The following is a 26496-nucleotide window of genomic DNA, read 5'->3' on the forward strand; positions in this document are numbered from 1 at the left end:
CGACCCGTTCACCCGCGCCGCCGACGGGAAGGACGGCGCGTCCGCGGACCCCGTCGCCCAGCGCATCGTCGAGCGCGGCCGCGCGGAGCGCGCGCGCCGGGACGAGGCGAAGGCCCCGCGCAAGGACGCGGGCGTCCTCGTCATCGGCCTCGGCCGCTTCGGGACGGCGATCGCCGCGACCCTGGACCGTCTCGGGCAGGACGTGCTCGCCGTCGAGCGCGACCCCGACCTCGTCGCCCAGTGGAGCGGGCAGCTCCCGCTCGTCGAGGCCGACGCCTCCAACCCGGTGGCGCTCGAACAGCTCGGCGCGCGCGACTTCCCCGTCGCGGTCGTGGGCGTGGGCACGTCGCTCGAAGCGAGCGTGCTCATCACCGGCAACCTCGTCGACCTGGGCACGCCCCAGATCTGGGCCAAGGCGATCTCGGCGGAGCACGGGCGCATCCTCCAGCGCATCGGCGCGCACCACGTCGTGTTCCCCGAGGCCGACGCCGGCTCGCGCGTCGCGCACCTCGTCTCCGGGAAGCTGCTCGACTACATCGAGGTCGAGGACGGGTTCACGATCGTCAAGATGCGGCCGCCCCGCGAGGTGCAGGGGTTCACGCTCGCGCAGTCGAAGGTGCGCGAGCGGTACGGCGTCACCGTGATCGGCGTGAAGTCGCCCGGCGAGGAGTTCCTCTACGCGACCCCCGAGACCCGGATCAGCGCGAACGACCTGCTCATCGTGTCGGGTCACGCCGACCTCCTGGAGCGGTTCGCCGCTCGGCCGTGAGGGTCGGGTCGGGTTCGATCGGGTTTACAGCCCGCGGGTCGGGTCCGCGGTGGGGTCGGACCGTGCGCTCGGACTGGCGCACCGTCGCCCTGGTCCTCCGGGCGGAGGTCTGAGGAGTGCGCCTTGACGTCCTTCGCGCACGGTCCGACCCCACCGCTCGTCCTGGCCGTCGCCCTGATCTTCCGGTCGGAGGTCCAAGAAGTCCACCTTGACGTCCTTCGCGCACGGTCCGACCCACCGCTCGTCCCGGCCGTCGCCCTTCGTCCCGTGGTCCGGGTCCGGGTCCGGTGGTCCTGGGCGGTCGGCCTGGCGCCGTCGTGCCTCGGGGGTCCGGGGCTGTCGTGCCGCGAGGAGGCCAGGAGCGCCCGGGACCTTCCGCGCGCGGTCGAACCGGCGTAGGCCGACCGGCTGTCAGGACGGCGGGCGGCCCGACGGCCGGCGGTTCCGACGGCGGGCGGTCAGGAGGGTGGGCGGTGCAGGACGAAGAGGCCTCGGTGCAGGGGGCGGTCGTGGCGGTCGGCGTCGGTCGCGACGTACTCGTCGAGGACGGAGAGGATGCGGCGGTCGAGCTCGGCGACGTCGTCGTCGGAGAGGTGCAGGTAGAACGCCGCGGAGGTGGTGACGGCGTCCGGACCGGCGGCGAGGGCGTCGTCGAGCGCCGCGGCGACGGGGCCGAACCGTGCGCCGGGCGCGGCGTCGCGCAGCGGGTCGTCGAGCCACCACGTGGCGCCCGTGGCCCGGTAGGGCCGCTCGAGCGCCCCGCCCGCCCCCGTGCGGACCTCCGCGGGCTCGAGCAGCCCGGCGCGCACGAGGAGCCGGACGTGGTGCAGCGTCGTGCCCGGCGGGACGCCGAGGTGGTCGGCGAGCTCCTTGTTCGTCATCTCGCGCGTGCCGCACTGCCGCACGATGCGCTGGCGCAGCGGGTGCGCGAGCGCCTTCGCCTCGAGGGCCGTGGGCGGACGGCGGCCCGGGACGTCGGGGGCGTGCGGCCCGGGGGCGGGCCCGGCGGTGGGATCCGGGATCGGCTCCGGGGTGGGCTCGGGGGTCATGGGCTCATCGTACGGACCTTCGATCGAGAGTGGTCGATCGATTGGGGTTTCTCGATCACTGTGCCATGCTGGGCGACATGGCCTCTCGACCCGGGCGCCGTCGCCCCGCCGCCGCACCGCTCGGTGCGCCGTTCCGGCGCCTGTGGGCCGCGTCCACGGTCTCGAACCTCGCGGACGGGGTGCTCAAGGTCGCGCTCCCGCTCGTCGCGGTCCGGTACACCGAGTCGCCGGCGCTGGTCGCGGGGCTGACGTTCGCCCTCACGCTCCCGTGGCTGCTCTTCGCGCTGCCCGCGGGCGCGCTCGCCGACCGTCTGGACCGGCGGCTCGCGATGGTCGGGGCCAACGTGGCGCGCGCGGTCCTCGTGGTCGCGCTCGCGGCCGTCGCGCTCGTGCCCGACGCCGGGAGCGTCGCCGTGCTCTACGTCGTCGCCTTCGCCGTCGGCGTCACCGAGACGCTGTACGACACCTCGGCGCAGTCGATCCTCCCGCAGGTCGTGCCGCGCACCGCGCTCCCCCGCGCCAACGGGCGCCTCTACGCGGCGGAGCTCACCGCGAACCAGTTCGTGGGGCCACCCCTGGGCGGGCTGCTCGTGGCCGCGGGCGCCGCCGTCGCGTTCGGCGTCCCCGGGGCGCTCTGGGCGCTCGCCGTGGTGCTGCTGCTCGGGCTCCCGGGCACGTACCGGACCGTGCGCACGACCCGCACGACGCTGCGCGCGGACGTCGCCGAGGGCCTGCGATTTCTGTGGCACGACCGCATCCTGCGCACGCTCGCGATGATGGTCGGCGGCATCAACTTCGCGAGCAACGCCGCGTTCGCCGTCTTCGTGCTCTACGCCGTCGGCCCCGACTCGCCGCTCGGCCTGTCCGAGCCGGCGTACGGCGTGCTCCTCACCGCGACGGCGGTCGGGGCGTTCGCGGGGTCGTTCGTCGCCGAGCGCGTCGTCGGGACGATCGGGCGCGCACGCTCCCTCGCGCTGACGATCCTGGGCACGGTCGCCCTCGTCGGCGTCCCCGCGGTGACGACGAACGCGTGGGTGATCGGCGCCGTCTCCGCCGTCGGCGGTGCCGGGATCGCCGTGTGGAACGTCGTGACGTTGTCGCTGCGCCAGCGCATCACGCCCGACGCCCTGCTGGGCCGACTCAACTCGTGCTACCGGCTCCTCGCCTGGGGGACGCTGCCCCTCGGCGCCGCGGTGGGCGGCCTGCTCGGTGAGCTCTTCGGGCTGCGCACGGTGTTCGTAGTCATGGCGGCGGTGTCCGGCGCGACGCTCCTGGGGATGCTCGTCGTCGACGACCGGGCGATGGACGCCGCCGAGGCTGCCGCGGACGCACGGGACGCCGACGCACGCGCGGCTGAGGCCGCGCGGCCTGGCGCCGAGGCGGAGCCTCGGCCGGAGAGCTGACGCTGCGGTCGCGCCGGAGGGGCGCGCCGACGAGGTGCGCCCGGAGTGGTGCGCAGCTCAGGCCGCGCCGCTGCCTGCCCGACGGCGCAGCGCCGCCCCGGCGAGGACCGCCGCCCCGGCCAGCGCCGCGACGAGGCCCAGGCCCGCGCCCGTCGTCGCCAGGCCCGGGCGCGAGGAGGCCGGCCCGCCGCCCGCCGCCGCACCACCCGAGCCGCCCGCTCCCCCGGACCCGGCGGACGGCGTCGTCCCGGGCTCGTGCGGCTCGCCGGGGGCGGCGAGCACGAGGAACGGCTCGGACACCACGTCGGCGCCACCCGCCGTCGGGACGAGCCGCACGTGGTGCTCGCCCGGCGTCGTGCCGGCGGGGATCGTCGCGACGAAGAGGAACGCCCCGTCGGCGTCCGTCGTGACGGTGCCCAGGAGCACGGGATCGCTCTCGAGCCAGACCTCGTGGACGGCGTGCGGCGCGAGGCCGGTCCCGCGCAGCTCGAGCCTGCCGCCGACGACGAACGGCCCGGAGCCGACGACAGCCACGCGCGGCGCCGTCGGCACCGCGCGCTCGGTGATCTCGACGCTGACGCGCACGCCGTCGGCGGGGTCCGTGACCGAGATCGCGACCGGGGTGGCGGCCGGGGCGGCGGCCGCTGCAGGGAGGGTGGTCGGCGTCGTCGCGCCGGCCGTGCCCGCGGGCACGACGAGCGAGCCGGCGAGCACGAGGGCGGCGAGCAGCCTGCGGGTGGTCGTCGTCACGCGGGGAACCTCTTCGTCCGGCCCGGGGCGGGCACCGCTGGGTCGCCCCCGAACCCGACTGGACGGGCGTCCAGTTCACGGACATCCTGCCATCCTGGACGCCCGAACTGAACACCCGTCCAGTTTGTTCACCCACGCGTCGCACCCCCGTCGACAAGGCGGGCACGGCTCGGCCCCCGCCGCTCCGCGGAGCGACGGGGGCCGAGCCGGACCCGGGCGGTGCCGGCACACCGCCCGGGGGCCTGTGGGTCGCCCGTCCTGCCGGGACCGGGCGCGCGGGTCAGCCGCAGTCGAGCGCGTCGAACGGCGCGTCGACGGTGGCGGTCACCTCCTTGCCGTCGACCGTGGCGGACGCGGTGGCGGACGCCGTCCCGGCGGGGGCGGACGTCGCCCGGACCGCGAACGACTGGTACGCGTTCGCGCCGGGCGCCACGTCCGCGAACGCCTTCTCCCCGTACGACGTCGCGAGGGTCACCGCGACCGGGACCTCCTCGCCGTTCGTCGCACGGACGGCCACATACACCCTGCCCGCCAGGCAGCGGGGCGTCGCCTCGACCACGAGGTCGAGCTCGGGCTCGCCGCCGAGGGCGGGCAGCACGACCTGCTGCCGCGCTTCCTCGTTGCCCGCGGCGTCCGTCGCGGCGAACTCGATGACCTGCGGCTCGTCGGTGAGCGCGCGCGTGAACGGCTCGGTGTAGGTGCCCCAGAACGTGCCGGGGCCCTCCCACTGCACCTTGTCCACGCCCGAGCCCGCGTCCGTGGCGGCCAGCGTGATCTCGACGCTGCTGCCGACCTCGCGCAGCGTCGCGACCGTCACGGGCGCGACGCTGTCGACGCGGAGCTCGCGCGAGCCCGTCCCGACGTTGCCGGCGGCGTCCGTCGCGCGCGCCTCGACCGTGCGCACGCCGTCCTCGTCGACCGCGAACGGGCCGTCGTACGGTGCCCATGCGCCGCCGTCGACCGAGACCTCGACCGCCGGGGCGGGGTCGCGGTTGTCGGAGGCCACGACCGTGACGGTCGGGTGCTGGACGTACCAGCCCGACGTCGCCGGGCCGGGCTGGGCGGTCACGGTCACGGTGGGCGGGGTCGTGTCCTCGCCGGTGTCGGGCGCGACGACGAACACGACGGCCTCGGCCGGCACGTCCGTCCCCTCGACGTCGCCGTCGACGAAGAACAGCCGGTCGGGCTCGGCGTACTCCGCGGGGTCGACGGCGTCCCACGTCACCGGGATGCGGCTGTCCTTCGACGCGTCCTCGTACTCGGCCGTGACGGTCGCCGGGAGCGCCGGGGCGGTGCCCGCGAGCGTCACGACGCTCACGTTGTCCACCGTGATGACGTCCCCCGGCTCGCCGTCGCGCACGTGCACCGTGCCGCTCACCGGCTCGACGAGCTCGTCCGACGTCCCGCTGACCTCGAACGCCCCCGCCGCGGCGACGTCCTCGGCCGTGACGTCCTCCCAGTCGACCGCGACCGTCTCGACACGACCGTCGGTGAAGATCGCGTCGATCTCGGCCGGGAGGTCGGGCAGGACTCCGACGTCCGTGGGGATGTGGACGGGCGAGTGGTCGATCGGCCCGTTCGGGTCGACCGGCTCGGGCTCCTCGACGCCGCCCGTGCCCCAGACCTCCCACTCGGAGACCCCGACGGCCGAGTACGTCGTCGCCGTGGTGCCCCGCAGCGCGTCGAACGTCGCGCGCAGGCGCGTCGTCGTCACCGCGTCGAAGGTCGTCTCGTTGGTCTCGAGACGCTGTGTCGGGTAGCCGCTCGGGTTCGGGACGTCGACGAACGCGCCGGCGTCGGCGTCCCAGTACTGGAGCGTCCACGACGCCGGGACGCGCACGTTGTCGCCGTTCGCGTCGGTGCCGTCCGACCAGAACCGGACGACGGAACGGTCCACCGTGACCGGCGCGGGCCAGGAGTACTCGAGCCACTGCGTCGCGGGGCGGTCCCCGCTCCACGTCGCCCACGTCGCGTCGTGCGCTCCCCCGGTGCTGACGCCCGCGCCGTCGTTCACGGCCTCGACCTTGTTCCACGACGCGGTGTAGCTCGCCTCGGGCGTGCCGATCAGCGCGACGTTCGACGGCGCCTCGTCGGCCGCCGCGGTCAGCCCCTCGGTCCCCGGACCGCCGACCGCGGCCCACGCCCCGACCCCCGCGCCCGTGAGGGCCAGGGCGAGCGCGGTCACGGTGGCGACCATGCGCCGTCGGGCACGCGGTGCCGCCGGCCGGTCCTCGAGCGGGATGAGCACGGTCGAGCCCGCGACCCGTGATGAGCTGGTGCGCGCGCTCATGCCAGCCTCGCCTTCCCTGCCGTGACCAGGACCTTCTGACCGTCGCGGCGGCTCAGGAGGCCGTCCGCGGTGAACTGCTCGACCGTGCGCTGGACCTTCTGGAGGAACGCTGCGCGGTCGGCGAATCCGCCGTCGCCCCACACGACGTCGAGGAACGTCGTCCCGTTCGGCCGCGCGGCGTTGGTGACGCCGCTGTCGAGCCCGGCGAAGACCACGCGCGGCTCGGAGCGCTCGACGTACATGTGGTACTGCGTGTCGTCGCCCGACCATGCGGGCTCGAACGTGAGGTCCCCGAGGCGGAAGTACCCGTCCCCGAGGTCCGTGAAGGCGCCCTCGAGCGTGCCGTCCAGGCCCATGTGGGCGTAGAGCGACAGCTTGAGGTACTCGCGCGACGCGCTGCGCGCGAGCAGGACCGTCGGACCGTTCTCGATGCTCTGGATCGCGGGGTTGTCGATCGTCGGCACGGCGCGGATGCTCAGCGGCATCGTCACCTCGACGACGTCGCCGGGCGACCACGAGCGCGACACGCTCACGTACGTCCCGGGTACGGCGTCGAGCTCCTGCTCCACCCCGTTGACCGTCACCGTGAAGCCCTTGCGCACCCAGCCGGGTACGCGCAGGCGCAGGTCGAGCTGCCCGGAGCCGTTCACCGTGAGCCGGGTCGCGCCGACCTTCGGGTACTGCGTCTCCTGGACGACCTCGAAGCCCTTCTCCTCCCACGTCAGGGTGGAGGCGAGGTAGAGGTTGACGTACAGCACCTCGCCGTCGACGGACCGGAAGTAGACCGAGTCGCGGTACTTCACGTGGTTCTCGAGGCCCGTGCCGCCGCAGCACGTGCCGGTGTTGCCGTACTCGCGGCGCGTGCCCGGGTTGACCCCGTACATGTACGTGACGTCGGGGCTCGTCGTGGACTGCGTGTTCTTCTTCGAGCCGACGATGTGGTTGAGCAGGCCCCGCTCGTAGTACTCCATGTACTTCGGGTCGAGCGAGTGGAAGTACAACAGCCGCGAGAGCTTGAGCATGTTGTACGTGCCGCACGTCTCGGCGTTGCGCGCGCCGATGTCGCCCGCGACCGTGCTCGGCGGGCCGAACAGCTCGCCCTCGCCGTGCCCGCCGTGCGCGTAGGTGCGCCCGGGCACGACCATGCCCCAGAAGCCCTCGACGGCATGGCGGTACCGCTCCTCGCCCGTGAGGTCGTAGACCTTGAGGTAGCCGGGGAACTGCGGGATGTGCTGGTTCGCGTGCTTGCCGTTGAGCGTGTCCGTGCCCGCAGCGCTCGCGTCGACGAGCGTGTTGAGGTCGAACAGCTTTGCCGTGGCGACGTACGTGTCGTCGCCCGTGATCGACGCGATGTCGGCCAGCACCTCGTTCATGCCGCCGTACTCGCCCGCGATGTAGATGCCCCACATCCGGTCGAGCTGCGCCTGCGGCAGCACGGAGAGCCGGCTGTGCACCCACGCCGCCATGGACGACGCGAGCGCGAGCGCCTGGTCGCTGCCCGCCAGGCGGTACGCCTCGAGCAGGCCGGCCATGATCTTGTGGCACGTGTAGTAGGGCGCCCAGATCTCGCCGTACGGCGCGTACTTCTCGAGCTGGCTGAACTGCCACTCGCCGTAGGCGGCGAGGAACCCGGGGTGGCTGAACCGGCCCATGGCCGCGAGCGCCGTCTGGACCTCGCCGAGGCCCTCGACGATCTGGTCCACCTTGTCGCGGAACACCGTCTCGCCCGTGCTCGCGTACGCGAGCGCCACCATGGACAGGAAGTGCCCGCCGTAGTGCCCGCGCAGGAGGTTCGCGGTCTGGGTGTTCGCCCGGCCCGGGTAGTCGTCGGGGCCCCACGGCTGCTCGTTGGCGTGGCCGAAGCCCTCCCAGCCGCCGGGCGCCGACGCGCCCTGGGTGTCGATCCCGGCGTTGCGCCGGAACACCGCGAGGACGCGGTCCACGGGGTACTCGCGCGCGAGGTGGAGGATCTGGTCCTGCGAGCGCGTCGCGACGCTCGGGGCGAGGGTCACGTCGGACATCGGGAACGGCTCGGCGGCCCAGCCGTCGAGGGAGACCGAGCGGTCGAGGGACCGCAGGAAGGCCCGGCTGACGGGCGGTCCGCTCGGGACCGTCAGCGCCGGGACCGGGGGCGCGGCGAGCGCGCTGCCGCCGCCCGCGAGCGCGACGGCGCCGGTCGCCCCTGCGGCCAGCGCCCCGAGCCGCAGGACGGCTCGTCGCGAGTAGCTGGTGTCGTGCACGTGCATGAGCTGTCGCTCCTTCTCACTCGTCGTCGAGTGGTGGAAGCGTCGTCGGCGGCAAGGAGGGAAGCCCCGCGTCCGACGCTCGTGCTGGTTCCGCCCGGCCGCCACGTCGCCGAGGGAGAGCTCTGGTCCGTCGAGGGAGAGGCGTGGTCGTGACCACGCCTCTCCCTCGCGGTACCTCGCCTCTCCCTCGGCGGGGTGCGACCTCGCGGGTGTCAGGCGCAGTCGAGCGCGTCGACCTGCGCCTCGCGCGTGGTCGTCACCTCCTTCCCGTCGAGGGTCGCGACGCCGGTCACGGTGACGGTCCCGGCCGGGACCGCCGTCGCGCGGGCGGCGAACGACTGGTACGCGTTCTTCCCCGGCGCGACGTCGGCGACCGTCTTCTCGCCGTACGGCGTCGTGAGCGTCAGCGTGACGGGGACGTCCTCCCCGTTCGTCGCGCGGACCGCGACGTACGCCTTGCCCGCGAGGCAGCGCGGCGTGGCCTCGACCGGGAGGTCGAGCTCGGGCGCCGGAGGCTGCTCGCCGTACGCCGCGAGGAGCGCGGCGTGCTCGGCGGCCGTGATCGGCAGCACGGTGCCGTGGCGCGGGCTGCTCGGCAGGTGGGCGTCGACCGACGTCCACACGCCCGAGTCGAGGTCGGTGGACTCGAGCGGCAGGTAGCCCTGGCCGCCGTGGTAGCTCGGCTGGTCGACGAAGAGATACCACTTCTCCTCGGTGTTCGACTTGAAGACGGTCGGCCCCTCGCCCGCGGTGAGCGTGCCGCCCCACGGGTTGGGCTGGCCGTAGCCGATCTTCTCGGCGACGAGGTCCCAGTCGGTCGAGCGCAGGTCCGTCGACTTCTCGAGGCGCGGGATCATGTACGCCTCGTCCTTGGTGAACCGGTAGTACGTGCCGTCGTGCTCGACGATCGACGAGTCGATCATCCCCAGCCCGTTGCCGCGCTTCTCGTCGATCCACACCTGCGGCTCGGAGAACGTCACGAAGTCGCGCGTCGTGGCGTACATCATGCGCTGGTAGGAGTCGGCGATGCGGCGGCCGTCGGTCGACGTCGTCGGGTAGAGCGCGGAGGCCCAGTAGACGATGTACTCGCCGCGCTGCGCGTCCCAGAACGCCTCGGGCGCCCACGTGTTGCCCGCGTACGCGCTCGACACGGTGACCATGCGCTGGTCGGACCAGTGCACGAGATCGGTCGACTCCCAGATCATCAGCGCGCGCGACCCGCGCTCCTGCGCGTTGCCGAAGTTGTTGCCGCCGTAGATGCGCAGGTCGGTCGCGAGGAGGAAGAACCGGTCGCCCTCGGGCGAGCGGATGATGAACGGGTCGCGCAAGCCCTTCTCGCCGAGCGTCGACGTGAGCACGGGCTCGCCGTCGTTGAGCTCGACCCAGTCGAGCGGGTCGTTCCCGTTGCTCGCGCTGAAGTACACCGACTCGCCGTCCGCGGTGCTCTCCCCCTCGAAGTACGGGAAGAAGTAGCCCTCGTAGTCGGCCGCGGCCGGCAGCGGGCGGACCGTCGCGTCGTAGGTGTGCGTCGCGGTCGCGCCGTCCTTCGTCGCCGTGACGGTGAGCCGCACGACGGCGGCCGGCTCGCCGTGGGCGGGCCGGGTCACCTCGCCCGTGGCCGAGACGGTCGCGGGGTCGGAGCTCTCCCACGTGAGGGCGGAGCCGTTGGCCCCCTCGGCGGGCAGCGTGAGGTTGCCGCGCACGTCGTCGAGGTGCGGCACGACGACGTGGCTCGCGTCCCACGCCACGGCCTCGGCGGGAGCGAGGTGCGCGAGGACGGTGACCTCGAACTGGGCGGTGCGCGCGACCGCGCCGCGCGTGACGAGGGCCGTGAGCGTCACGGTCGCGTCGTCCTCGCCCGCGGCGGGCCGCGTGACCTTCCCCGTGGCGCCGACGACGCCCGCGTCCGACGACGTCCACGTGACGATCGAGCCCTGCGCGCCCGTGGTGGGCAGCACGAGGTCGGCGGTGACGGCGCTGGTGTCGCCGAGGTCGAGCGCGGCGAGGTCGGCGTCCGCGGCGGCCGTGGAGGTCCGGGCCGCGAGCTCCGCCGCCTCGGCCGAGCTCAGCGCACGGTCGTAGAGGCGGAAGTCGCGCACCTGGCCCTTGAGGTAGCGGTCACCGGAGTAGAGCGAGCGGCCGACGTAGTTCGCGGTCGTCTGCCCGCCGCCGATCTGACCCGGGTCGGTCGTGACGTTCGTCGCCTGCTTGACCTGCACGCCGTCCTCGTAGAGCGTCGCCGTCGTGCCGGAGAGCGTGTACGTGAGCGTCTTCCAGACGCCGCGCTGGAGGTTCGCGCCCTTGGTGACGGTCTGCTCGGTGGTCCAGCTCCCGGTCGCGATCGACGTGCGGTACGCGTTGCCGGTCGTGAACAGGTAGCCGTTGCCGTTCGACCCGCTCGTGTTGCCGAGCCCGTAGACGAAGTACGGCGTGCCCTGGTCCTGGCTCACGAGCACGTCGAGGCTCACGGTGGCGTCCGTGAGGCCCGCGAGCAGGTGGTCGGGCAGGTCGACGTAGTCGTCGGTCCCGTCGAGCGTCGTGCCGTCGGCCGTCGTCGTGCCGCCCACCACCGTGGCCGGGCCGAACGTCGAGCCCTCGGCGCGGTTCGCCGTCGTGCCGCCGGTCGTGCTCGCGGCGTCGAGCGGGTACCACGCGACGAGCCCGTCGTCGGTGGGCCCGCCGACGTCTGCCACGGCGGGCGCCGCGACGGCGGCGGCGAGCGTCGTGGCGGCGAGCGCCCCCACCAGCCCGGCGGCGAGCGCCGAGCGTGCTCGATGTGTCAGGTCCATGTCGTCCTCTCCTCGTCGAGATGCAGGTGTGTCGCGAGGTAGAGCCCCGGTCCCGCGAGGTAGAGGCGTGGTCGTGACCACGCCTCTACCTCGGCTCACCGGGGCTCTACCTCGGGGGATCGTCAGCCGCAGGGGTGGGCGTCGTAGGCGACGTCGTAGGGCGTGGTGACCGGGGTGCCGTCGAGCACGGCCGTGCCGGTGACCGTCACGGTGCCGGCCGGGACCGACGTCGCTCGCGTCGCGAACGACTGGTAGGCGTTCGCGCCCGGGGCGACGCCCGCGAACGTCCTCGTGCCGTACGGGGTCGTGAGGGTGACGTCGGCGGGCACGTCGCCCGCGTTCGTCGCCCGTACCGCGACGTAGACCTTGCCCGCGAGGCATCGCGGGGTGGCCTCGACGGTCAGCTCGACCCGGGGCGCGGGGGCGACGTCGACCGGGTCCACGCTCTCGAGCGTCGGCACGACCTTCTGGATGAGGCCGTCCTCGCCGAACGTGAGGCGGTCGATCGTCGTCTCGCGGTTCGTCCCGTTGCCGCCCGGGATCGCGAACCGGTGGTACGCGATGTACCAGTCGTCGGTGCCCTCGACGTTGAGGATCGAGCTGTGCCCGGTCCCGAGGATGCCCTGCGAGGCGTCCTTCTCGAGGATCACGCCGCGGTACGTCCACGGGCCGTCGATGCTGTCCGACGTCGCGTAGCCGACGCGGTAGCTCTCCGAGCCCGTGTCGTCGATCGAGTACGTGAGGTGGTAGACGCCGTCCCGGTAGTTGAGGAACAGGCCCTCGCGGAAGTCGGTCAGGCCGGGGATGCGCCGCAGCGTGTCCTGCTTGATCGACGTCATGTCGTCGTCCAGCTCCGCCATGACCGGGCCGTTCGACGGCCCGCCGTTGCCCCACAGCAGCCAGTACTTCCCGGTCTCCGGGTCGCGGAACGCGGCCGGGTCGATGGCCTGGCCGGACGTGACCGCCTCGCCGTTCGTGATCATCGCCGTCGGCTGCGCGGTGAACGGTCCCTCAGGGCTGTCGGCCACCGCGACGCCGATCGTCTTGCGGTCGTACGTCGGGTTGTGGCCGGAGAAGTAGAACCAGTACTTCCCGTCCCGCTCGATGATCGTCGGCGCCCACGCGTTGCCGGTCGCCCACGGGACGTTCCCGTTCGCGCCGTCGAGCGTGAGGAACGGCTGCTCCGAGCGCTCCCACGTCACGAGGTCGGTGGACTTCCAGACGTAGAAGTCCTTGCCGCCCCAGCCCGGCGTGCCGTCGGTCGTGGCGTAGAGGTAGAACGTGTCGCCGAACTGCGCGATGTTCGGGTCGGCGTACGTCCCGGGGAGCACGGGGCTGCCCATCTGCTTCGCCTGGACCGTCCACGTGCGCGACGACCCGTCCGGCCCGGCCACGGTGTACTCCACGGGCTGCGTGAGGTCCTGCACCGAGCCGTTCCCGGGCGTGACGGTCGCGCGCGGCGAGACCGTGAGCACCGGCGCGAGCGCGGAGACGTCCGTGCCCGGCACGACGGCGAGCGTCACGGTCGAGCTCGCCCCGTCGACGATCGCGGGGACCTTGAGCGCGTCGAGCTCGGCGCCCGTGACGGCCGTGTGGTCCGCCCCGACCTGGTAGACCTCGTCCGCCGTGAGCGCACGGTCGTAGACCCGGAAGTCGCGCACCGAGCCCTTGAGGTAGCGGTCGCCCGAGTACAGGGAGCGGCCGATGTAGTTGGCGAGCGTCGAGCCGTTCCCGATGTCCTTCGGGTCGATGGTGACGCCGGTCTGGCGGCCCACCTCGACGCCGTCCTCGTAGAGCACGGCCGTCGTGCCGGACAGGGTGTACGTGAGGTGCTTCCACACCCCGCGCTGGAGGTTCGCGTTCTTCGTGACGGTCTGCTCGGTGGTCCAGTTCCCCGTCGCGATCGACGTGCGGTACGCGTTGCCCGTGGTGAAGAGGTACCCGTTCCCCGCCGTGCCGCTCGTGTTGCCGAGACCGTAGACGAAGTACGGCGTCGCCTGGTCCGTCGCGACCTTGACGTCGAGCGCGACCGTGACGTCGGTGAGCCCGGCGAGCAGGTGGTCGGGCAGGTCGACGTAGTCGTCCGTCCCGTCGAGCCGGACGCCCTCCCCGGTGCCGGAGAAGGCCGCGCCGTTGGTCAGCGTCGCCGGGCCGAACGACGACCCGGGCGCGGTGTTCGCCGCCGCCGTGCCGCTCGTCTCGTCGAACGCGTACCGCACGACGAGCCCCGGCACGTCGGCCGTCACCTCGACCGCCACGTACGCGGTGCGCGACCCGTCGGCCGTGGTCGCCGTGACGAGCGCGTGGCCCTCGCCGACGCCCGTGACGACGCCGTCGGCCGAGACCGTGGCGACGTCCGCGTCGTCCGACGCCCACGTGATCGCGCGCGCCGTCGCGTTCGCGGGCGTGACGGTCGCGGTGAGCTGCCGCGTGCCGCCGACGCCCACCTCGAGCGACTCGGGGGTGACGCTGAGGCCCTCGACGGGGACGACGTCGTCGGTCACGGTGACGACCGCGCGGGCGCGGACGCTCACGCCGCCGCCGAGCGTGCCCAGCACCGCGAACGAGCCCGCCTGCGCGTACGACGCCGGGTCGACCGCGTCCCACGTGACGTCCGCCGAGCCCGTGGAGCCGTCGGCGAAGCGTGCCGTGACGCTCGCGGGCAGCACCGGCGCGGAGCCGGTCTGGACGGTCACGGCGACGTCCTCGACGGACTCGACGAACGCGTCGGGCTGGTACGTCCGCAGCAGGCGGTCGTACTCGGCCTGCGTCACGGGGAGCACCGTGCCGTGGCGCGGGCGCGACGGCATCTCGTAGTCGGTGGACATGGTCCACTCGGCCGCGTCGAGCGAGGTCGACTCGAACGGCACGTAGCCGCGGCCGCCGAACTCGTCGATGAAGAGGTACCACTTCTCCTCGGTGTTCGACTTGAAGATCGTCGGGCCCTCGCCCTGGTTGATCCCGCCGCCGAGCGAGTTCGCCTTGCCGATGCAGTCAGTGATGAAGTCGTAGTCCGTCGAGCGCAGCTCGGCCGCCTTCTCCGCGAGGATGAACTTGGAGCACGGCGTGGACGACGTGTTGTTCCGCTCGTCCTTGGTGAACCGGTAGTACTGGCCATCGTGCTGCGTCACGGTCGAGTCGATGACCGAGTAGCCCGGGTCGACCCACACCTGCGCCTCGCTGAACGTCACGAAGTCGCGCGTCGTGGCGTACATCATGCGGTTGTACGTGTTGCCGGTGTGGTCCGGGTCGTCCTCCGCGTAGAGCTTCGAGGCCCAGAACACGACGTACGCGCCGATCGTCTCGTCGTAGTACGCCTCCGGCGCCCACGTGTTGCCCGCGGTGTCGGGCGAGACCTGCACGAGACGCTGGTCGGTCCAGTTCACGAGGTCCGTGGACTCCCAGACCATGATCGACTTCGAGCCCGTGCGCTGGGACGCGTCCCAGTTCCCGTTGCCGTAGATCTTGAGGTCGGTGGCGATCTGGTAGAACTTGTCGCCCTCGGGCGAGCGGATGATGAACGGGTCCCGCAGGCCCTTCTCCCCCAGCTCCGACGTGAGGACGGGCTGGTTGTCGTTGAGGTTCTGGTACTTCAGCGGGTCGTTGCCCTGGCTGAGCCCGAAGTAGACCTGCTCGCCCGTGGCGGTGCCCTCGCCCACGAAGTAGGAGAACAGGTAGCCCGCGAGGTCCTCCTGCTCGGGCAGCGGCGGCACGTGCGCCGCGAGCTCGCGCGTGGCGGTGGCCGTGCCGACCGCCACCGTCGCGGTGAGGGTCACGGTCTCGGCGTCCTCGCCGTGCGCCGGGCGCGTCACCTCGCCCGTCGGGGTGATCGTGCCCGACGACGACTCCCACGTCACGCTCGCGCCGTGCAGCCCCGTGGTGGGCAGCGTGAGGTTGCCGCGCACGTCGTCGAGGTTCGTCACCTCGAGCGCGGCGGCCGCGGCGTCGGCCTTCGCCTGGTCGCCGTCGCCCGGCAGGACCGTGACGTCGAACGTGCGGGTCGCGGTCGCGCCGCGCAGCGTCACCGTGGCGGTGAGCGTCGCGGTCGCGGGCTCGTCGCCCGCGGGGCGCGTCACCGCGCCACTCGCCGAGACGACGCCCGCGTCGGAGCTCGACCACGCGACGGCGGAGCCGCCGACGCCCTTCGCCGGGAGCGCGAGGTCCGTGCCGACGGCGCTCGTGTCGCCGAGGTCGAGCGCGGCGGCGTCGGCCGTGACGGCGTCCTGCGCGGCGTCCGACGCGAGGTCGGCGACCTCCTGCGCGGTGAGCGCGCGGTCGTAGAGCCGGAAGTCCTTCATGCGCCCCTTGAAGAGGTTGTCGGCCGCGTAGGCCGACTTCCCGAGCGCGTTCGCGGTCGTGGTGCCGCCGCCGATCGCGCCGGGCGTGATCGTCACCGCGGTGTTCTGCCCGACCTGCGTGCCGTCCTCGTACAGCCGCGCCGTGCCGCCCGCGAGCGTGTAGGTGACGGTCTTCCACACGCCGCGCTGGAGGGCGCCCGCGGGGGTCTTGGCCGTGTTCTGCTCGCGGCCCCACGCGAGGTCGGAGATCGTCGCACGGTAGTTCGCGTTGCCCGTCGAGAACAGGTAGCCGTTCCCGGACTGCGGGGTCCCGACCGCCGGGTTGCCGAGGGTGTAGAAGAAGTAGTTGCCGCTCAGCGACGTGTCGACCCACACGTCCGCGCTCACCGTCACGGCGTCGTAGCCGGCCAGGAGGTCGTCGGGCAGGTCCACGTGGTTCGCGCCGCCGAACGTGAGCCCCTGTCCCGCGCGCCACCCGCCGCCCGAGCCGACGAGCGCGGCGTCGAGGCCGTGACCCGACGCGTCGTGCGCGACGGCGCCCTCGGTCTCGTCGAGCGGGAGCCAGAGCCGCAGACCGTCCGTGGTCGGCTCGGCCGCGGCGGGGACCGGTGCGGGCGCCGCGGGCATCGGGCCGGCGGCCGCCGCGCCCACGGGCGCGAGCGGGGCGACGAGCGCGAGGCCGAGCAGCGCCGCGAGCGAGCGGCGTCGGCGTCGGGCGCGGGGCTCCGCGGGCGTCGGGGGTGGTTCGTGGCGTGAGGTCATCGGTGACTCCTCGTCGTCGTGCCCGGCGTCGGCGCCGGTCGCGGGTCCGCCGTCGGACGCGCGTGTGAACGCTAACATGTGAACGCAAACATGCCTAGGGACCCCGGGACCGACAACGATGTCGAAAAGCGCGTGAGGGCTCCCGGGCGCACCCGGACGCCGACGCCGACGGCGGCCCGCACCACCGGGTGGGGTGCGGGCCGCCGTCGGGCAGTGCTGGTCGTCCGGTGTCAGCCGCAGGACAGGTCGCCGTAGGCGGCCTCGTGCGCGGTCTCGACCGTGGCGCCGTCGAGCACCGCGGTGCCCGTGGCGGTCGCGACCCCGGCCGCGATCGACGCGGACCGCGTGGCGAACGACTGGTACGCGTTCGCCCCCGGCGCGACGTCGCGCACGACGCGCGTGCCGAACGGGGTGACGAGCTCGACGTCGGCCGCGACGTCGGCGAGGTTCGTCGCGCGCACCGCCACGTAGGCCTTGCCCGCGAGGCAGCGTGCGGACGCGGTCACGTCGAGCTCGACGGCCGGGCCCGCGGCGTCGGCCGCGAACTCCCACGTGTCCACCTCGACGAGGTCGACGCCCGCGGGGCCGGCGAACGTGAAGTACACGTCGTGGACGCCGCTCACGCCCTCGAGGGCGGCGGTCACGTCCGCCCACTCGCCCACGGGGGTGTCGAGGCCGAGCGTGCCGACGACGGCACCCTCGCGGTCGTCGAGGCGCACCTCGACGGTGGCGCCCTCGACGAGCGGCTTGACGCGCGCCGTGACGCTCGCGGCACCGTCGCCGAAGTCGACCGACGACAGCGCCGACCAGTCGCCGGCGTCGACGTCGCGGACGACGAGGTTCGGCGCCTGGTCGCCGAACTGTGCCGAGCCGCCGTCGACCTTCGCGGTGGTGAGGCCCTGCTGCCACGCGAACGTCTCCGCCTCGAGCACCTGGAACGGGTCGAGGTCCTTGACCTGGTCCACGCCCGCGTAGTCGCCGACGACCTGCTGGACCGTGCCGTCCGCGTTGAACGTCAGCTCCTGGATGTGCGGGCTGCGGTAGCCCTGCGTGGTGCTGCCGTTGATGCGCTTGTTGAGCGTGGGCGCGTGGTACGTGAAGTAGTACTTGCCGTCCAGCTCGAACACCGACTGGTGGTTGTTGCCGCCCGTGCCCGCGCCGAAGAACTGCGACTGGTTCGGGAACATCACGCCGGCGTACGTCTCCTTGGGGAACGACATCGGGTCGTCGGAGATCATGTAGCCGATCTGCCCGCCGCCCGGGTACCCCGGGAGCGTGGCCTGGTTGCCGCCGAAGTCGTTGCCGCCGAAGTGCGACGAGTACGACAGGTAGTACTTCCCGTCGCGCTCGAAGACCTGCGCCGCCTCGAACGCCACGGGCGCGTCCACGACGGCCGCCGTGCCCTGCGTGGAGACCATGTCGTCGCCGAGCTCGATGACGCGGATGTTCTTCGGGTTGTTGAACCGCTCCGCCGCGGGCATCGACGTCGACGCCGGCCCGCCGCCGAAGTAGAGGTACGCGCCGTCGTCGGTGACGAGCGGCGCCGGGTCGAACTTCCAGGCCACGGCCTCGGCGCCCGGGGTGCGCCCGTCGATGAGCGTGCTGTCGCGCTCGCTCGTCCACGGCCCGAGCGGCGAGGCGCCCGTGATGACGTTCGACGACCCGCCGCCGTTGGCGTAGTAGAGGAAGTACTTGTCGACGCCGTCGACCGTCTTCTTCGCCATGCCCGGCGCCCACGAGTTGTTGGTGAAGGGCGCGACGCCCTGCGGCCCCGCGACCTGGATCTCGCCGTGGTCCGTCCAGTTCACGAGGTCCTCGGACGAGATGAGCGTGATCTGGTTGATGCTGCCGTAGTTGATCTGCGGCGAGACGCCCGTCACCGGGTCGGGCGCGTAGCCCTGGGTGTCGTTCGTCATGTACATGTACACGCGCCCGTCCTCGACGAACCCGAACCCGTCGGCCCCGAACTTGTGGGAGATGAGCGGGTTGTGCTCGCCGGGCAGCTTGCCGAGCACCTCGATCGTCTTCGACGGCGGCCCAGGCGGGGCCGCGCCGACGACGGAGACGTCGTCGAGCACGAAGTCCATGAGGTGCGTCGCCGGGTCGGCGGACGGGTTGCTCGTCCACGGCGTCTCGAAGAACAGCCGCGCGGTGCCGACGTTCTGGTCGGCCGGGATCGTGAACCGGCCGTCGAGCGTCGCCCACTGGCCCTTGGTCGCGGTGACGCTCACCAGGTTCGTGTACGACCCGCCGCCGTAGTGCATCGTGGCGAAGAACTGCTTCGTGGCCGGGGCCGCGGCGGCGTCGTACCGGATCTTCGCGGTGAGCTCGTACGTCTCGCCCGCGCGGACCTTGCCGCTGAGGTCCTGCATCGGACCGGAGCCGGTCGTCGCGCGCTCGGTGGTCAGGGCCGCGGCCTCGCCCGCGAACGCCTGGTCGGTGGTCGACAGCACGGCCTTGTCGGTCGCGTTGCCGTTGTTGACGAACCAGCCGGTCGTGCCGTCCTCGAAGCCGCCGTTGACGACCAGCTCCTCGTCCGCGGCATACGACGGCAGCGCGGCGAGCGACGCGGAGAGCAGCGTCACGAGCGCGGCCCCGGCGACGGCGCCGCGGAGGCGACGTCGTCTGCGGTGGTGCGTGTCCATGGATCCTCCTCGATCGATGTGGGTGTCCTGCGCGTCCGCGCGCCTCGCGCGGACGGTCGTGCCCGACGGCGGTCCCCCGCCGTCGTCCTGCGTCCTCCCTCCTCTGGCGCCGACCCGGCGCGGCCTGCGCGGCCCGCCGGGTCGGGCGCGGGTCAGCGGCCGAACGGCACGGTGCGGGTCGTCGTCGCGGCGTCGGTCGAGCGCGTGACGGTGACGGTGACCTCGCCGGCCGGCGCCTGCGACCGTCTCGTCGGGAACGCGTGGTAGGCGCTCGCCCCCGGTCGGACGTCGGCGAACGTGCGGCTGCCGTACGGCGTGGTGACCACCACGTCCACCGGGACGTCCTCCTCGTTCACGACGCGCACGGCGACGTAGTCGGTGCCGGCGAGCGCGCGCAGGCTCGCCTCCGCCGCGAACGCGACGTCCGGGGACGTCGTCGGCTCCAGCGACGCGACGGCGAGCGCGAGCGCCCGCGCGGGGGCGTCGGCCTGGTTCTGCGTCGACGGCGCGGTCGTCGACCTCGCCCAGGCGAGGGCCTGCTCGACGGCGGCCCACGACTCGGCCGTGTGGTCCGCCGGGTCGAGCCCTTCGGCCTCGGCGACGACGGCGTCGAGCGCCGTCCGGTCGGCGCCGCCGTCGGCGTCGAGCACGTCGCTGAGGAGGAAGTGGTCGAAGTCGACGTGCCCGCCGGTCTGCTCCTTGGCGTAGGAGAAGAGGCCGAACCGGTAGCCCATGAAGTGGGACAGGCTCCAGTCCATGACGAGCGGCCCCTGGCGCGGCCCGAGCGGCTGCCAGGTGCGCCCGTCGAGGCTGTAGGAGTACTGCACCCAGAGCTGGCCGCCCGGCGAGGCGAAGTCCGCGTCCGCCTTGAGGTGCACGTCCGTGCGCTCGCCCAGCGGGACCTGCGACCCGGGGACGAACGACTCGACCGCCTCGCGGTCGATCGTGTCCGTGAACGGCTGGAGCCGCGTGACGAGGCCGAGCGTGCGCTCGCCGTCGACCTGCTGGACGCCCGCGTACGCGAAGCTGCGGCCGTAGACGGCCAGGCCGGCGACGTCGCCGTCGAGCATCCCCGACACGTCGAGGCGGGTCTCCGCGGAGGCCGTCGGCCCGAAGGTGCGCTGGCCGAGCGTGTTGCGTGCCTCCTCGAGGTAGGTGAGGTCGCGCCCGGGCGCCTTGGTGTACTCCGCCTCGCCGGTCACGACGTGCCCGTTGGTCAGGCGCAGCCAGCCCTCGCGCTCGGTGAGGGACCAGTACCGGTTGTCCGGCGCGTGGTTCCACTGCCAGGCGAGGTCGAGGTCCGAGCCGTTGTACGACACCTCCTCGAGCGTGGGCGTCTCGACGGTCGGCGCGCGGCCGACCACGGACACGTCGTCGAGCAGGTACTCGACGCTCGACGACGGCGGCTGCGGGTTGCCCCACGGCGTCTCGACCGCGAGCTTGAAGGTCCGGACGTCCGCGTCCTGCGGGACGGTGTAGGTGCCCCGCACGGTCGTCCACGCCCCCGGCGTGGCGTTCGCCCACGCGAGCGTGGTGACGCCCGCGCCCCAGTCCCCGACGAGGTTGAAGCGGACCTGCGCCGGCCCGGAGGCGTAGCGGACCCGGGCCGAGACCTCGTAGGTCACGCCGGCCTGGATCTTCCCGCCGAGCTGCTGGTTCGGGCCGGAGCCGTTGAGCGTCCGGCCCGCGACGCGCAGCGTGCCCGTGCCCGACGCCGCGCCGCTCGTCTCGCGCGACAGCGTCGCCCCGAACTGCGCGGCCCACGGCGCGGTCCCGGCGTCCTCGAACCCGGGGTTGGCGACGAGCTCGACGCCGAGCAGGGACTCGTCGTACGTGGGCGCGTCGGGGACCTCCCAGACGGTGTCGCTGAAGGCGCGGTGCTCGGCGTCGTTCGCGAAGTCGTCGGAGGCGACGATGCTCTTCAGCCGCTCACGGCGCTCCGTCGCCGGGTCCAGCGCGATCGGCTTGGCGAAGGTGTCGCCGACGCGGACGACGCCGTCGTCGCCGAACGTGGGCCAGCCGTCCTCCCACGTCGCGGGGATGAGCGCGGGGATGCGGCCGAGAGGGTAGGTGTCGCGGAAGAACATGCCCCACCACTCGTAGCCGCCCGCGCCGTCGGGCACCTCGACCAGCCCGCCCTGCGCGAAGCCGTCCGAGTTCAGCGCGCTGCGCGCCTCGTACGGGTTCGACCCGTCGGCGGTCTCGTAGCGGCCCAGCAGGTGCGGGGAGCGGAACAGCACCTCCTGCCGGTTCTGGCCGCTGGGCCACGTGATGATCGCGACGTAGTACTCGCCGTCGATGTAGTGCACCTGCGCGCCCTCGAACAGCCCGCCCACGAACGGCTCGCCCGCGTAGTCCGCGGCGCGGATGATGTTCGGGAAGTCCGCCTCGATCGCGGTGAGGTCGTCGTTCAGCCGGACGGCGCTCGTCGCGCCCGAGCCGTAGAAGATGTAGGGCGTCCCCCCGTCGGCCTCGTCGAAGAACAGCGACGGGTCGTGGAACCCCCGGCCGAGCGCGGTGCGCTCCCACGCGCCGTGCTCGACGTCGTCCGTGCGGAAGAGGTACGACCCCCCGAGGTCGTTGGTGTTGAACACCACGTAGAACGTGCCGTCGCGGTAGCGCAGCGAGGACGCCCACTGCCCGTTGCCGTAGCCGTTCTTGCCGTTGCGCAGCGACGACACGTCGCCGACGCCGAGCCGGTCGTAGACGTAGCCGACGATCTCCCAGCTCACGAGGTCGTACGACTTCATGATCGGGGCGCCGGGCGCGAGGTGCATCGTCGTGCTGATCATGTAGTAGAGGTCACGGCCCTCGTCGTTCTCGGCCGCGGGGACGCGCGTGACGCTGATGTCGGGGACGTCGCTGCGCAGGAGCGGGACGTCGTAGGTCCCGTCGCCGCGGTCCGTCGTGGTCAGCCCGGTGAGGGCGGTCGCCGCAGGGGGCTCGTCGTCGGCCGTCGCGGTGGCGTGCGCCGCGGGCAGGCCGGCCCCGAGCGCCAGCACCCCCGCCACGATCGTCGCCGCGGCTCGCCGTCTCCGGTGCCTGCTCATGTCGTTCCTCCTCGTCGAGGTCCTGCTGCTGTCATGGGTTCATGCCGGGGATATCGATGTCGGTACCGATATCGACTGACGCCGCGTCGCCGCGGTGCGGCGTCCTCGCGGCCCGTCGGACCGACCGCGAGGACGCCGGTGCGGCGCGCGGGTCGCTCAGCCGCAGGTGCGCGGCTCGATGTCGACGTCGTGGGTCGTGGTGACCGGGGCGCCGTCGAGCACCGCCGTCGCGGTGACCGTCGCGGTGCCGGCGGGGACCGCCGTCGCGCGCGACGCGAACGACTGGTACGCGTTCGCGCCCGGGTCGACGCCAGTGGACGACCTCTCCCCGTACGGCGTCGCCAGGGTGACGTCCACCGGCGTGGCGCCCGTGTTCGTCGCCCGGACCGCCACGTAGGCCTTGCCGGCGAGGCAGCGCGACGAGACCTCGACGTCGAGCGGGACGACGGCCGTCGCCCCCGGCACGATCTCGACCCGGTAGGTCGTGGCGGTCTCGTGGTCCTGCGCGACGCCGACGACCTCCACGGTGCTGGCGCTCCCGTCTGCCGGGAGCGCCAGGACGCGACCCTGCGTGTCGTCGATCAGCACGCCGTCGACGCGGACCAGGCCGCTCGGCACGTGCGGGTCGGCGTCGAGCACGACGCTCGTCGTGCCCGCGGGGACGGTGAGGGTGTAGTCCGTCACCGCCGGGTCGAACGCAGGGGCGAGCGACCCGGTGTCGAACGCGAGCGCCGCGAGCCCGGGCGTCGCGTCGTACGACGCCGCGCGGTCGACCCGGACGCCGAACACGCCTCCGGCCCAGCCGCCCGTCGCCTGGAAGCGGACGGTGACCACGGGGATGCGCTCGCCGTCCTCGTCGAGCACGTACTCCCCCGCGCTGTCGACCTTCCAGCGCGTGCCCTCGCCGATCTCGAGGTACTTCGCCGGGAGCTGCGTCGTGTCGACGTAGAACCCCTGCTCGTCCTTGGTCGGGGCGTTCGCGACGGTGGTGATCGTCTTCAGCTTCTCGTCGTCGACGTACACGTCGAACACGCGGCCCTGGTCGCCCGAGTAGAGCGTGACGCCGAGGTGGTTCGACGCCGAGGCCGGGTCGATCATGAGGTCGTAGCTGAACCAGCCCGTGCCGTTCGCGTGGCGGAACTGACGGCCGGAGAACGTCCCGACCGACGACCCGCTCTGCTTGAGGTTCTTCGCGTTCTCGAAGTTGTTGTCGTCGAAGCTCGTCAGGCTGTCGACGGTGCGGTCGGCGTCGCGCAGCTCCTGCTTGGCGCGCAGGATGCGCTCCTGCGACGCGGCCGAGTCCGGCTCGTCGAGGTGGAGGTACAGCCCGTACGTCACGTCCCAGTTGGTGTGGTGGGGCGTGAAGACGAGGTCGCCGCCGTCGGCGGTGTTCCGCAGCACGAGCTGGACCCGACCCTCGGCGTCGTCCTCGACACGGACGAGGTTCTCCGCGATCCGCTCCTTCCACTCGTCGGCGCCCATGTTCGCCGCCGTGATCGTCGTCTGGGCGTCGGCGTCGCGCGTGGACGAGCGGACGAGGATGCCCGTGCCCTGCCACGCCGGCTCGGGGACCTCGCCGAGGTTCGCGGAGAGGACGACCGGCCCGTACCGGAAGGCCACGAAGTACGGGTTGTCCGGGGTGTCGACTACGGACGCCGCCATCGGCATCGTGTACCGGACCACGTCGCCCGCGGCGACGGGCAGCACGACGTACCCGCGCGACACGTGCGGCTCGACGGCGGCGCCGTTCACCTCGACCGCGGGCTCGCCCGCGATCCACGACGGCACGCGCAGGCGCAGCGTCGCGTCCTCGGCGACCGCACCGCCGTCGAGCGCGTCGACGCGGAAGGTCACGGTGTCCTCGTTCGGCAGGTTCGCCTCCTGCGTGAGCCGCAGGTTCTGCTCCGCGTGCTCGACCGTCGAGGAGAAGAACATGTTGACCCACACCGAGCCCTGGCCGGTGAAGTAGATCGAGTCGCCGAGCTTGGAGAAGCTCTCCATGCCCGTCCCGGTGCAGCACCAGAACTCGGTGAACGGCAGGTTGTAGACGCGGTGGTAGCCCGACGCCATGGGGTTGAAGTACGTCGTCGTCCCGGTCTCCGGGTTCTGCGACGCGAGGATCGTGTTGATGAACGCGTTCTCGTAGTAGTCCGCGTACCGCACGTCCTTGCTCAGCGTGAAGAGCTCGCGCGCGAGCTTGAGCATGTTGTACTCGTTGCACGTCTCGGCCGTCTCGGCGTTGCGCGCGGTGCCCTGCTCGTCCGCGCGCTCGTGCAGCGACCCGGGCGCGTGGAAGTGCTCCGCCTGGCTGTTCGCGCCGGTGACGTAGGTGTGGTCGCGCACCACGATGTCGAAGAAGTTCTCCGCCGCCGCGAGGTACATCGGCAGGTCGTCCTTCTCGGCGGGCGTGAGCAGGTCGTAGTAGGCGGGGTTCTGCGTGAACACCTGGTAGCGCTTGAGCGCGCCGAGCAGCTTGGGGATCTGCGTGTTGGCGTGCTTGCCCGGCAGCACGTCCTGGCCCGCGGCGAGCTGACGGAAGAACGTCACCTCGTCGAACGCCTCGGCCGCCTCCTTGATCCGGACGTCGCCCGTGAGGTCGAACAGCTCGTACAGCGCCTCGTTCATGCCGCCGTACTCGGTGCGCAGCATGACGTCGGTGCTCGGCAGCTTCGCCACGCGCCCCTGGACGTAGAGCCCGAACTCGGTCGCCACGGCGAGCGCCTGGTCACCGACGGGGCCGTCCACGTGCTCGGCGACGTCGAGCAGCCCGGCGAGCACCTTGTGCAGGTTGTACCAGGGCACGATGACGTTCTCGTCCGACGTCCCGGTGCCCTGCACCTGGTCGAGGATCGACTCGCGGAACGCGGAGACGTAGCCCGCTGAGCCGGGGTGCGCGGCGGCGTACGCGTCCTGCACGCGCGCGAGCCCGCCCACGCCCTCCTCGATCTCGGTGAACAGCGCGTCCTTCGTCGCCTCGTCCTGCGTCGAGGACCACGACATCGCGAGCGCCGAGAGGTAGTGGCCGAACGCGTGGCCGCGGAAGTTCACGGCGTTGCTGCGCTCCCAGCCGCCGTACCCGGCGGCCGTGGTCGGGGTCAGCCCGCCGACCTTGTAGAACTCGTAGAGGAACGTCTCGGAGTCCAGGCTCAGCAGGTACTCGTGCTCCTTCGCGGCGGCGTTCTGGAGGAAGTCGTCGGAGAGCAGCACCGACGGCAGCGCGGTCTCCTCGAGCGGCGTCTCGTCGACGAGCGCGGGCACGACGACCTCGAGGTCGCGCGTCACCGGCTCGCCGTCGAGGTAGCGCACCGTCGCGGTCAGCGTGACGTGCGTGTCGTCCTCCCCGATCGCGGGCCGGACCACGGTCCCGTCGGTCGCGACCACCTCGGGGTGCGACGACCGCCACGTCACGGCCGACCCGCGCGAGCCCGTCGCCGGGAGCACGAGCGCGACCGTCGCGCGCTCCGGCAGGGACAGCGCGTCGGCGTCGTCCTGCGCGATCGCGTCGCGGTCCACCGTGCGCCCGCTCTCCTCGTACAGCCCGACGACGTCGCCCAGGTCCGCCACCGCGTCGTACAGGCGGTAGTCGTCCAGCGCGGCCTTGAGGTAGGCGCCGTTGTACTGGGGCCCGTTGAACCCGATCGTCTTCGGCAGCGCCGGGTCGGATCCCAGGACCCCCGTCGCGTCGCCGGCGACCGCGCTGGCCACCGTCGACGGGACCTGCTCGCCGTTGCGGTAGAACGCGACGGCCTTCGTCGCGTGGTCGTACGTGACGACGACGTGCGTCCACTCGTCCGCGGGGAAGAACGCCGCGCGGTCGGAGCTCGCGACCCGCACCTTGTACGGCTGGCCCGACGCCGGCCCCACCGACAGCGCGAGCGGCACCGTGTCCGACTCGGACGACAGGTACCAGCCGTCGGAGTTGTAGGCGCGCTTGTTCCACGTGACGACGTGCTCCCCGGACAGCTTCCCGCTGGGCTCCACCCAGAACGAGAGCGTCAGGTCCTCGGGCTGGAGCGCCGTCGACGACCCGAGGTCGAGGTACGTGCTGCCGCTCAGGCGCAGGGCCTGCCCCGCCCCGTCGACGCCGTCGACGTAGGAGAAGCCGGTCGGAGCGGAGCCCGTGTGGCCGCGCAGGGCCACGGGGTGCGCGAGAGGGCTCGCGTCGGCGACGTCGCCGTCGAACGCGAGGTCGAGGACGGGCGCGGGCAGGGCGTCGGCCGCGACGGCGGACGGTGCCCACGCGGTCACGGCGAGCGCGGCGGCGGCCGCCACGGCCGCCAGCCGGGCCACGCCGCCGGGTCGACGGCGGACGCCGTCGGTCGGTCGGGGGTGCATCGGTGCTCCTCTGGTCGGCGCGGGCGTCGTCGCCCGCGCGTCGAGACGTGCGGTGTCGTGCGATGTCGTGCGGTGGCGGCCCGCGCGGGGAGCGCGGGCCGCGCCCTCGT

At 73.0% G+C, this 26496-nt stretch carries 11 protein-coding genes; 2 read left to right on the forward strand and 9 right to left on the reverse strand.

What is annotated here, in order from left to right; genetic code table 11:
- The first annotated feature begins 64 nt into the window (after positions 1–64).
- On the forward strand, positions 65–769 hold the full coding sequence (locus tag B9L22_RS01865; RefSeq protein WP_043655776.1) for a TrkA family potassium uptake protein: 705 nt from the start codon (positions 65–67) through the stop codon (positions 767–769).
- Positions 770–1227: 458 nt separating this feature from the next.
- Here B9L22_RS01865 and B9L22_RS01875 read toward each other — a convergent pair whose 3' ends face one another.
- Entirely contained in the window at positions 1228–1818 is a 591-nt protein-coding gene (locus tag B9L22_RS01875) for a transcriptional regulator (RefSeq protein ID WP_086149012.1), read from the reverse strand.
- Between the two features lie 77 nt (positions 1819–1895).
- Here B9L22_RS01875 and B9L22_RS01880 point away from each other — a divergent pair, with 77 nt between their 5' ends.
- The gene (locus B9L22_RS01880) at positions 1896–3221 is read left to right on the forward strand and encodes an MFS transporter (protein ID WP_086149610.1); all 1326 of its coding nucleotides are present in this window, start codon (positions 1896–1898) and stop codon (positions 3219–3221) included.
- A 57-nt stretch (positions 3222–3278) separates the two neighbouring features.
- Here B9L22_RS01880 and B9L22_RS01885 read toward each other — a convergent pair whose 3' ends face one another.
- From B9L22_RS01885 to B9L22_RS01925, 8 genes are all read right to left on the reverse strand, one after another.
- Positions 3279–3971 carry a hypothetical protein gene (locus tag B9L22_RS01885; RefSeq protein WP_086149013.1) on the reverse strand — a complete coding sequence of 231 codons (693 nt, stop codon included), beginning with the start codon at positions 3969–3971 and terminating at the stop codon, positions 3279–3281.
- A gap of 280 nt (positions 3972–4251) precedes the next feature.
- Entirely contained in the window at positions 4252–6261 is a 2010-nt protein-coding gene (locus B9L22_RS01890; protein WP_086149014.1) for an Ig-like domain-containing protein, read from the reverse strand.
- A complete protein-coding gene (locus B9L22_RS01895) occupies positions 6258–8507 on the reverse strand; it encodes a glycoside hydrolase family 127 protein (RefSeq protein ID WP_086149015.1) in 2250 nt (749 codons plus the stop codon). The genes B9L22_RS01890 and B9L22_RS01895 overlap by 4 nt, the downstream gene beginning before the upstream one ends.
- Positions 8508–8719: 212 nt before the next feature.
- Complete coding sequence (locus B9L22_RS01900) at positions 8720–11296, reverse strand: immunoglobulin-like domain-containing protein (protein WP_143317009.1); 2577 nt, start codon at positions 11294–11296, stop codon at positions 8720–8722.
- 122 nt (positions 11297–11418) lie between these two features.
- Positions 11419–16356, reverse strand: coding sequence for a family 43 glycosylhydrolase (locus tag B9L22_RS20370; RefSeq protein ID WP_158097130.1), 4938 nt, complete (start codon positions 16354–16356; stop codon positions 11419–11421).
- A gap of 230 nt (positions 16357–16586) precedes the next feature.
- A complete protein-coding gene (locus B9L22_RS01915; RefSeq protein WP_086149017.1) occupies positions 16587–19001 on the reverse strand; it encodes a family 43 glycosylhydrolase in 2415 nt (804 codons plus the stop codon).
- 152 nt (positions 19002–19153) lie between these two features.
- Positions 19154–22051, reverse strand: coding sequence for a family 43 glycosylhydrolase (locus B9L22_RS01920; protein WP_086149018.1), 2898 nt, complete (start codon positions 22049–22051; stop codon positions 19154–19156).
- A gap of 156 nt (positions 22052–22207) precedes the next feature.
- Positions 22208–26386 carry a beta-L-arabinofuranosidase domain-containing protein gene (locus B9L22_RS01925; protein WP_086149019.1) on the reverse strand — a complete coding sequence of 1393 codons (4179 nt, stop codon included), beginning with the start codon at positions 26384–26386 and terminating at the stop codon, positions 22208–22210.
- Positions 26387–26496: the final 110 nt, after the last annotated feature.

This window comes from Cellulosimicrobium sp. KWT-B, assembly GCF_002127155.1.
In the GTDB taxonomy this organism is placed as follows: domain Bacteria; phylum Actinomycetota; class Actinomycetes; order Actinomycetales; family Cellulomonadaceae; genus Cellulosimicrobium; species Cellulosimicrobium funkei.

Bases quoted from the DNA above. Each gene is read 5' to 3' on its own strand.
- B9L22_RS01875 (WP_086149012.1), bottom strand. From the start codon at position 1,818: ATGACCCCCGAGCCCACCCCGGAGCCGATCCCGGATCCCACCGCCGGG.
- B9L22_RS01880 (WP_086149610.1), top strand. From the start codon at position 1,896: ATGGCCTCTCGACCCGGGCGCCGTCGCCCCGCCGCCGCACCGCTCGGT.
- B9L22_RS01890 (WP_086149014.1), bottom strand. From the start codon at position 6,261: ATGAGCGCGCGCACCAGCTCATCACGGGTCGCGGGCTCGACCGTGCTC.
- B9L22_RS01895 (WP_086149015.1), bottom strand. From the start codon at position 8,507: ATGCACGTGCACGACACCAGCTACTCGCGACGAGCCGTCCTGCGGCTC.
- B9L22_RS01900 (WP_143317009.1), bottom strand. From the start codon at position 11,296: ATGGACCTGACACATCGAGCACGCTCGGCGCTCGCCGCCGGGCTGGTG.
- B9L22_RS20370 (WP_158097130.1), bottom strand. From the start codon at position 16,356: ATGACCTCACGCCACGAACCACCCCCGACGCCCGCGGAGCCCCGCGCC.
- B9L22_RS01915 (WP_086149017.1), bottom strand. From the start codon at position 19,001: ATGGACACGCACCACCGCAGACGACGTCGCCTCCGCGGCGCCGTCGCC.
- B9L22_RS01920 (WP_086149018.1), bottom strand. From the start codon at position 22,051: ATGAGCAGGCACCGGAGACGGCGAGCCGCGGCGACGATCGTGGCGGGG.
- B9L22_RS01925 (WP_086149019.1), bottom strand. From the start codon at position 26,386: ATGCACCCCCGACCGACCGACGGCGTCCGCCGTCGACCCGGCGGCGTG.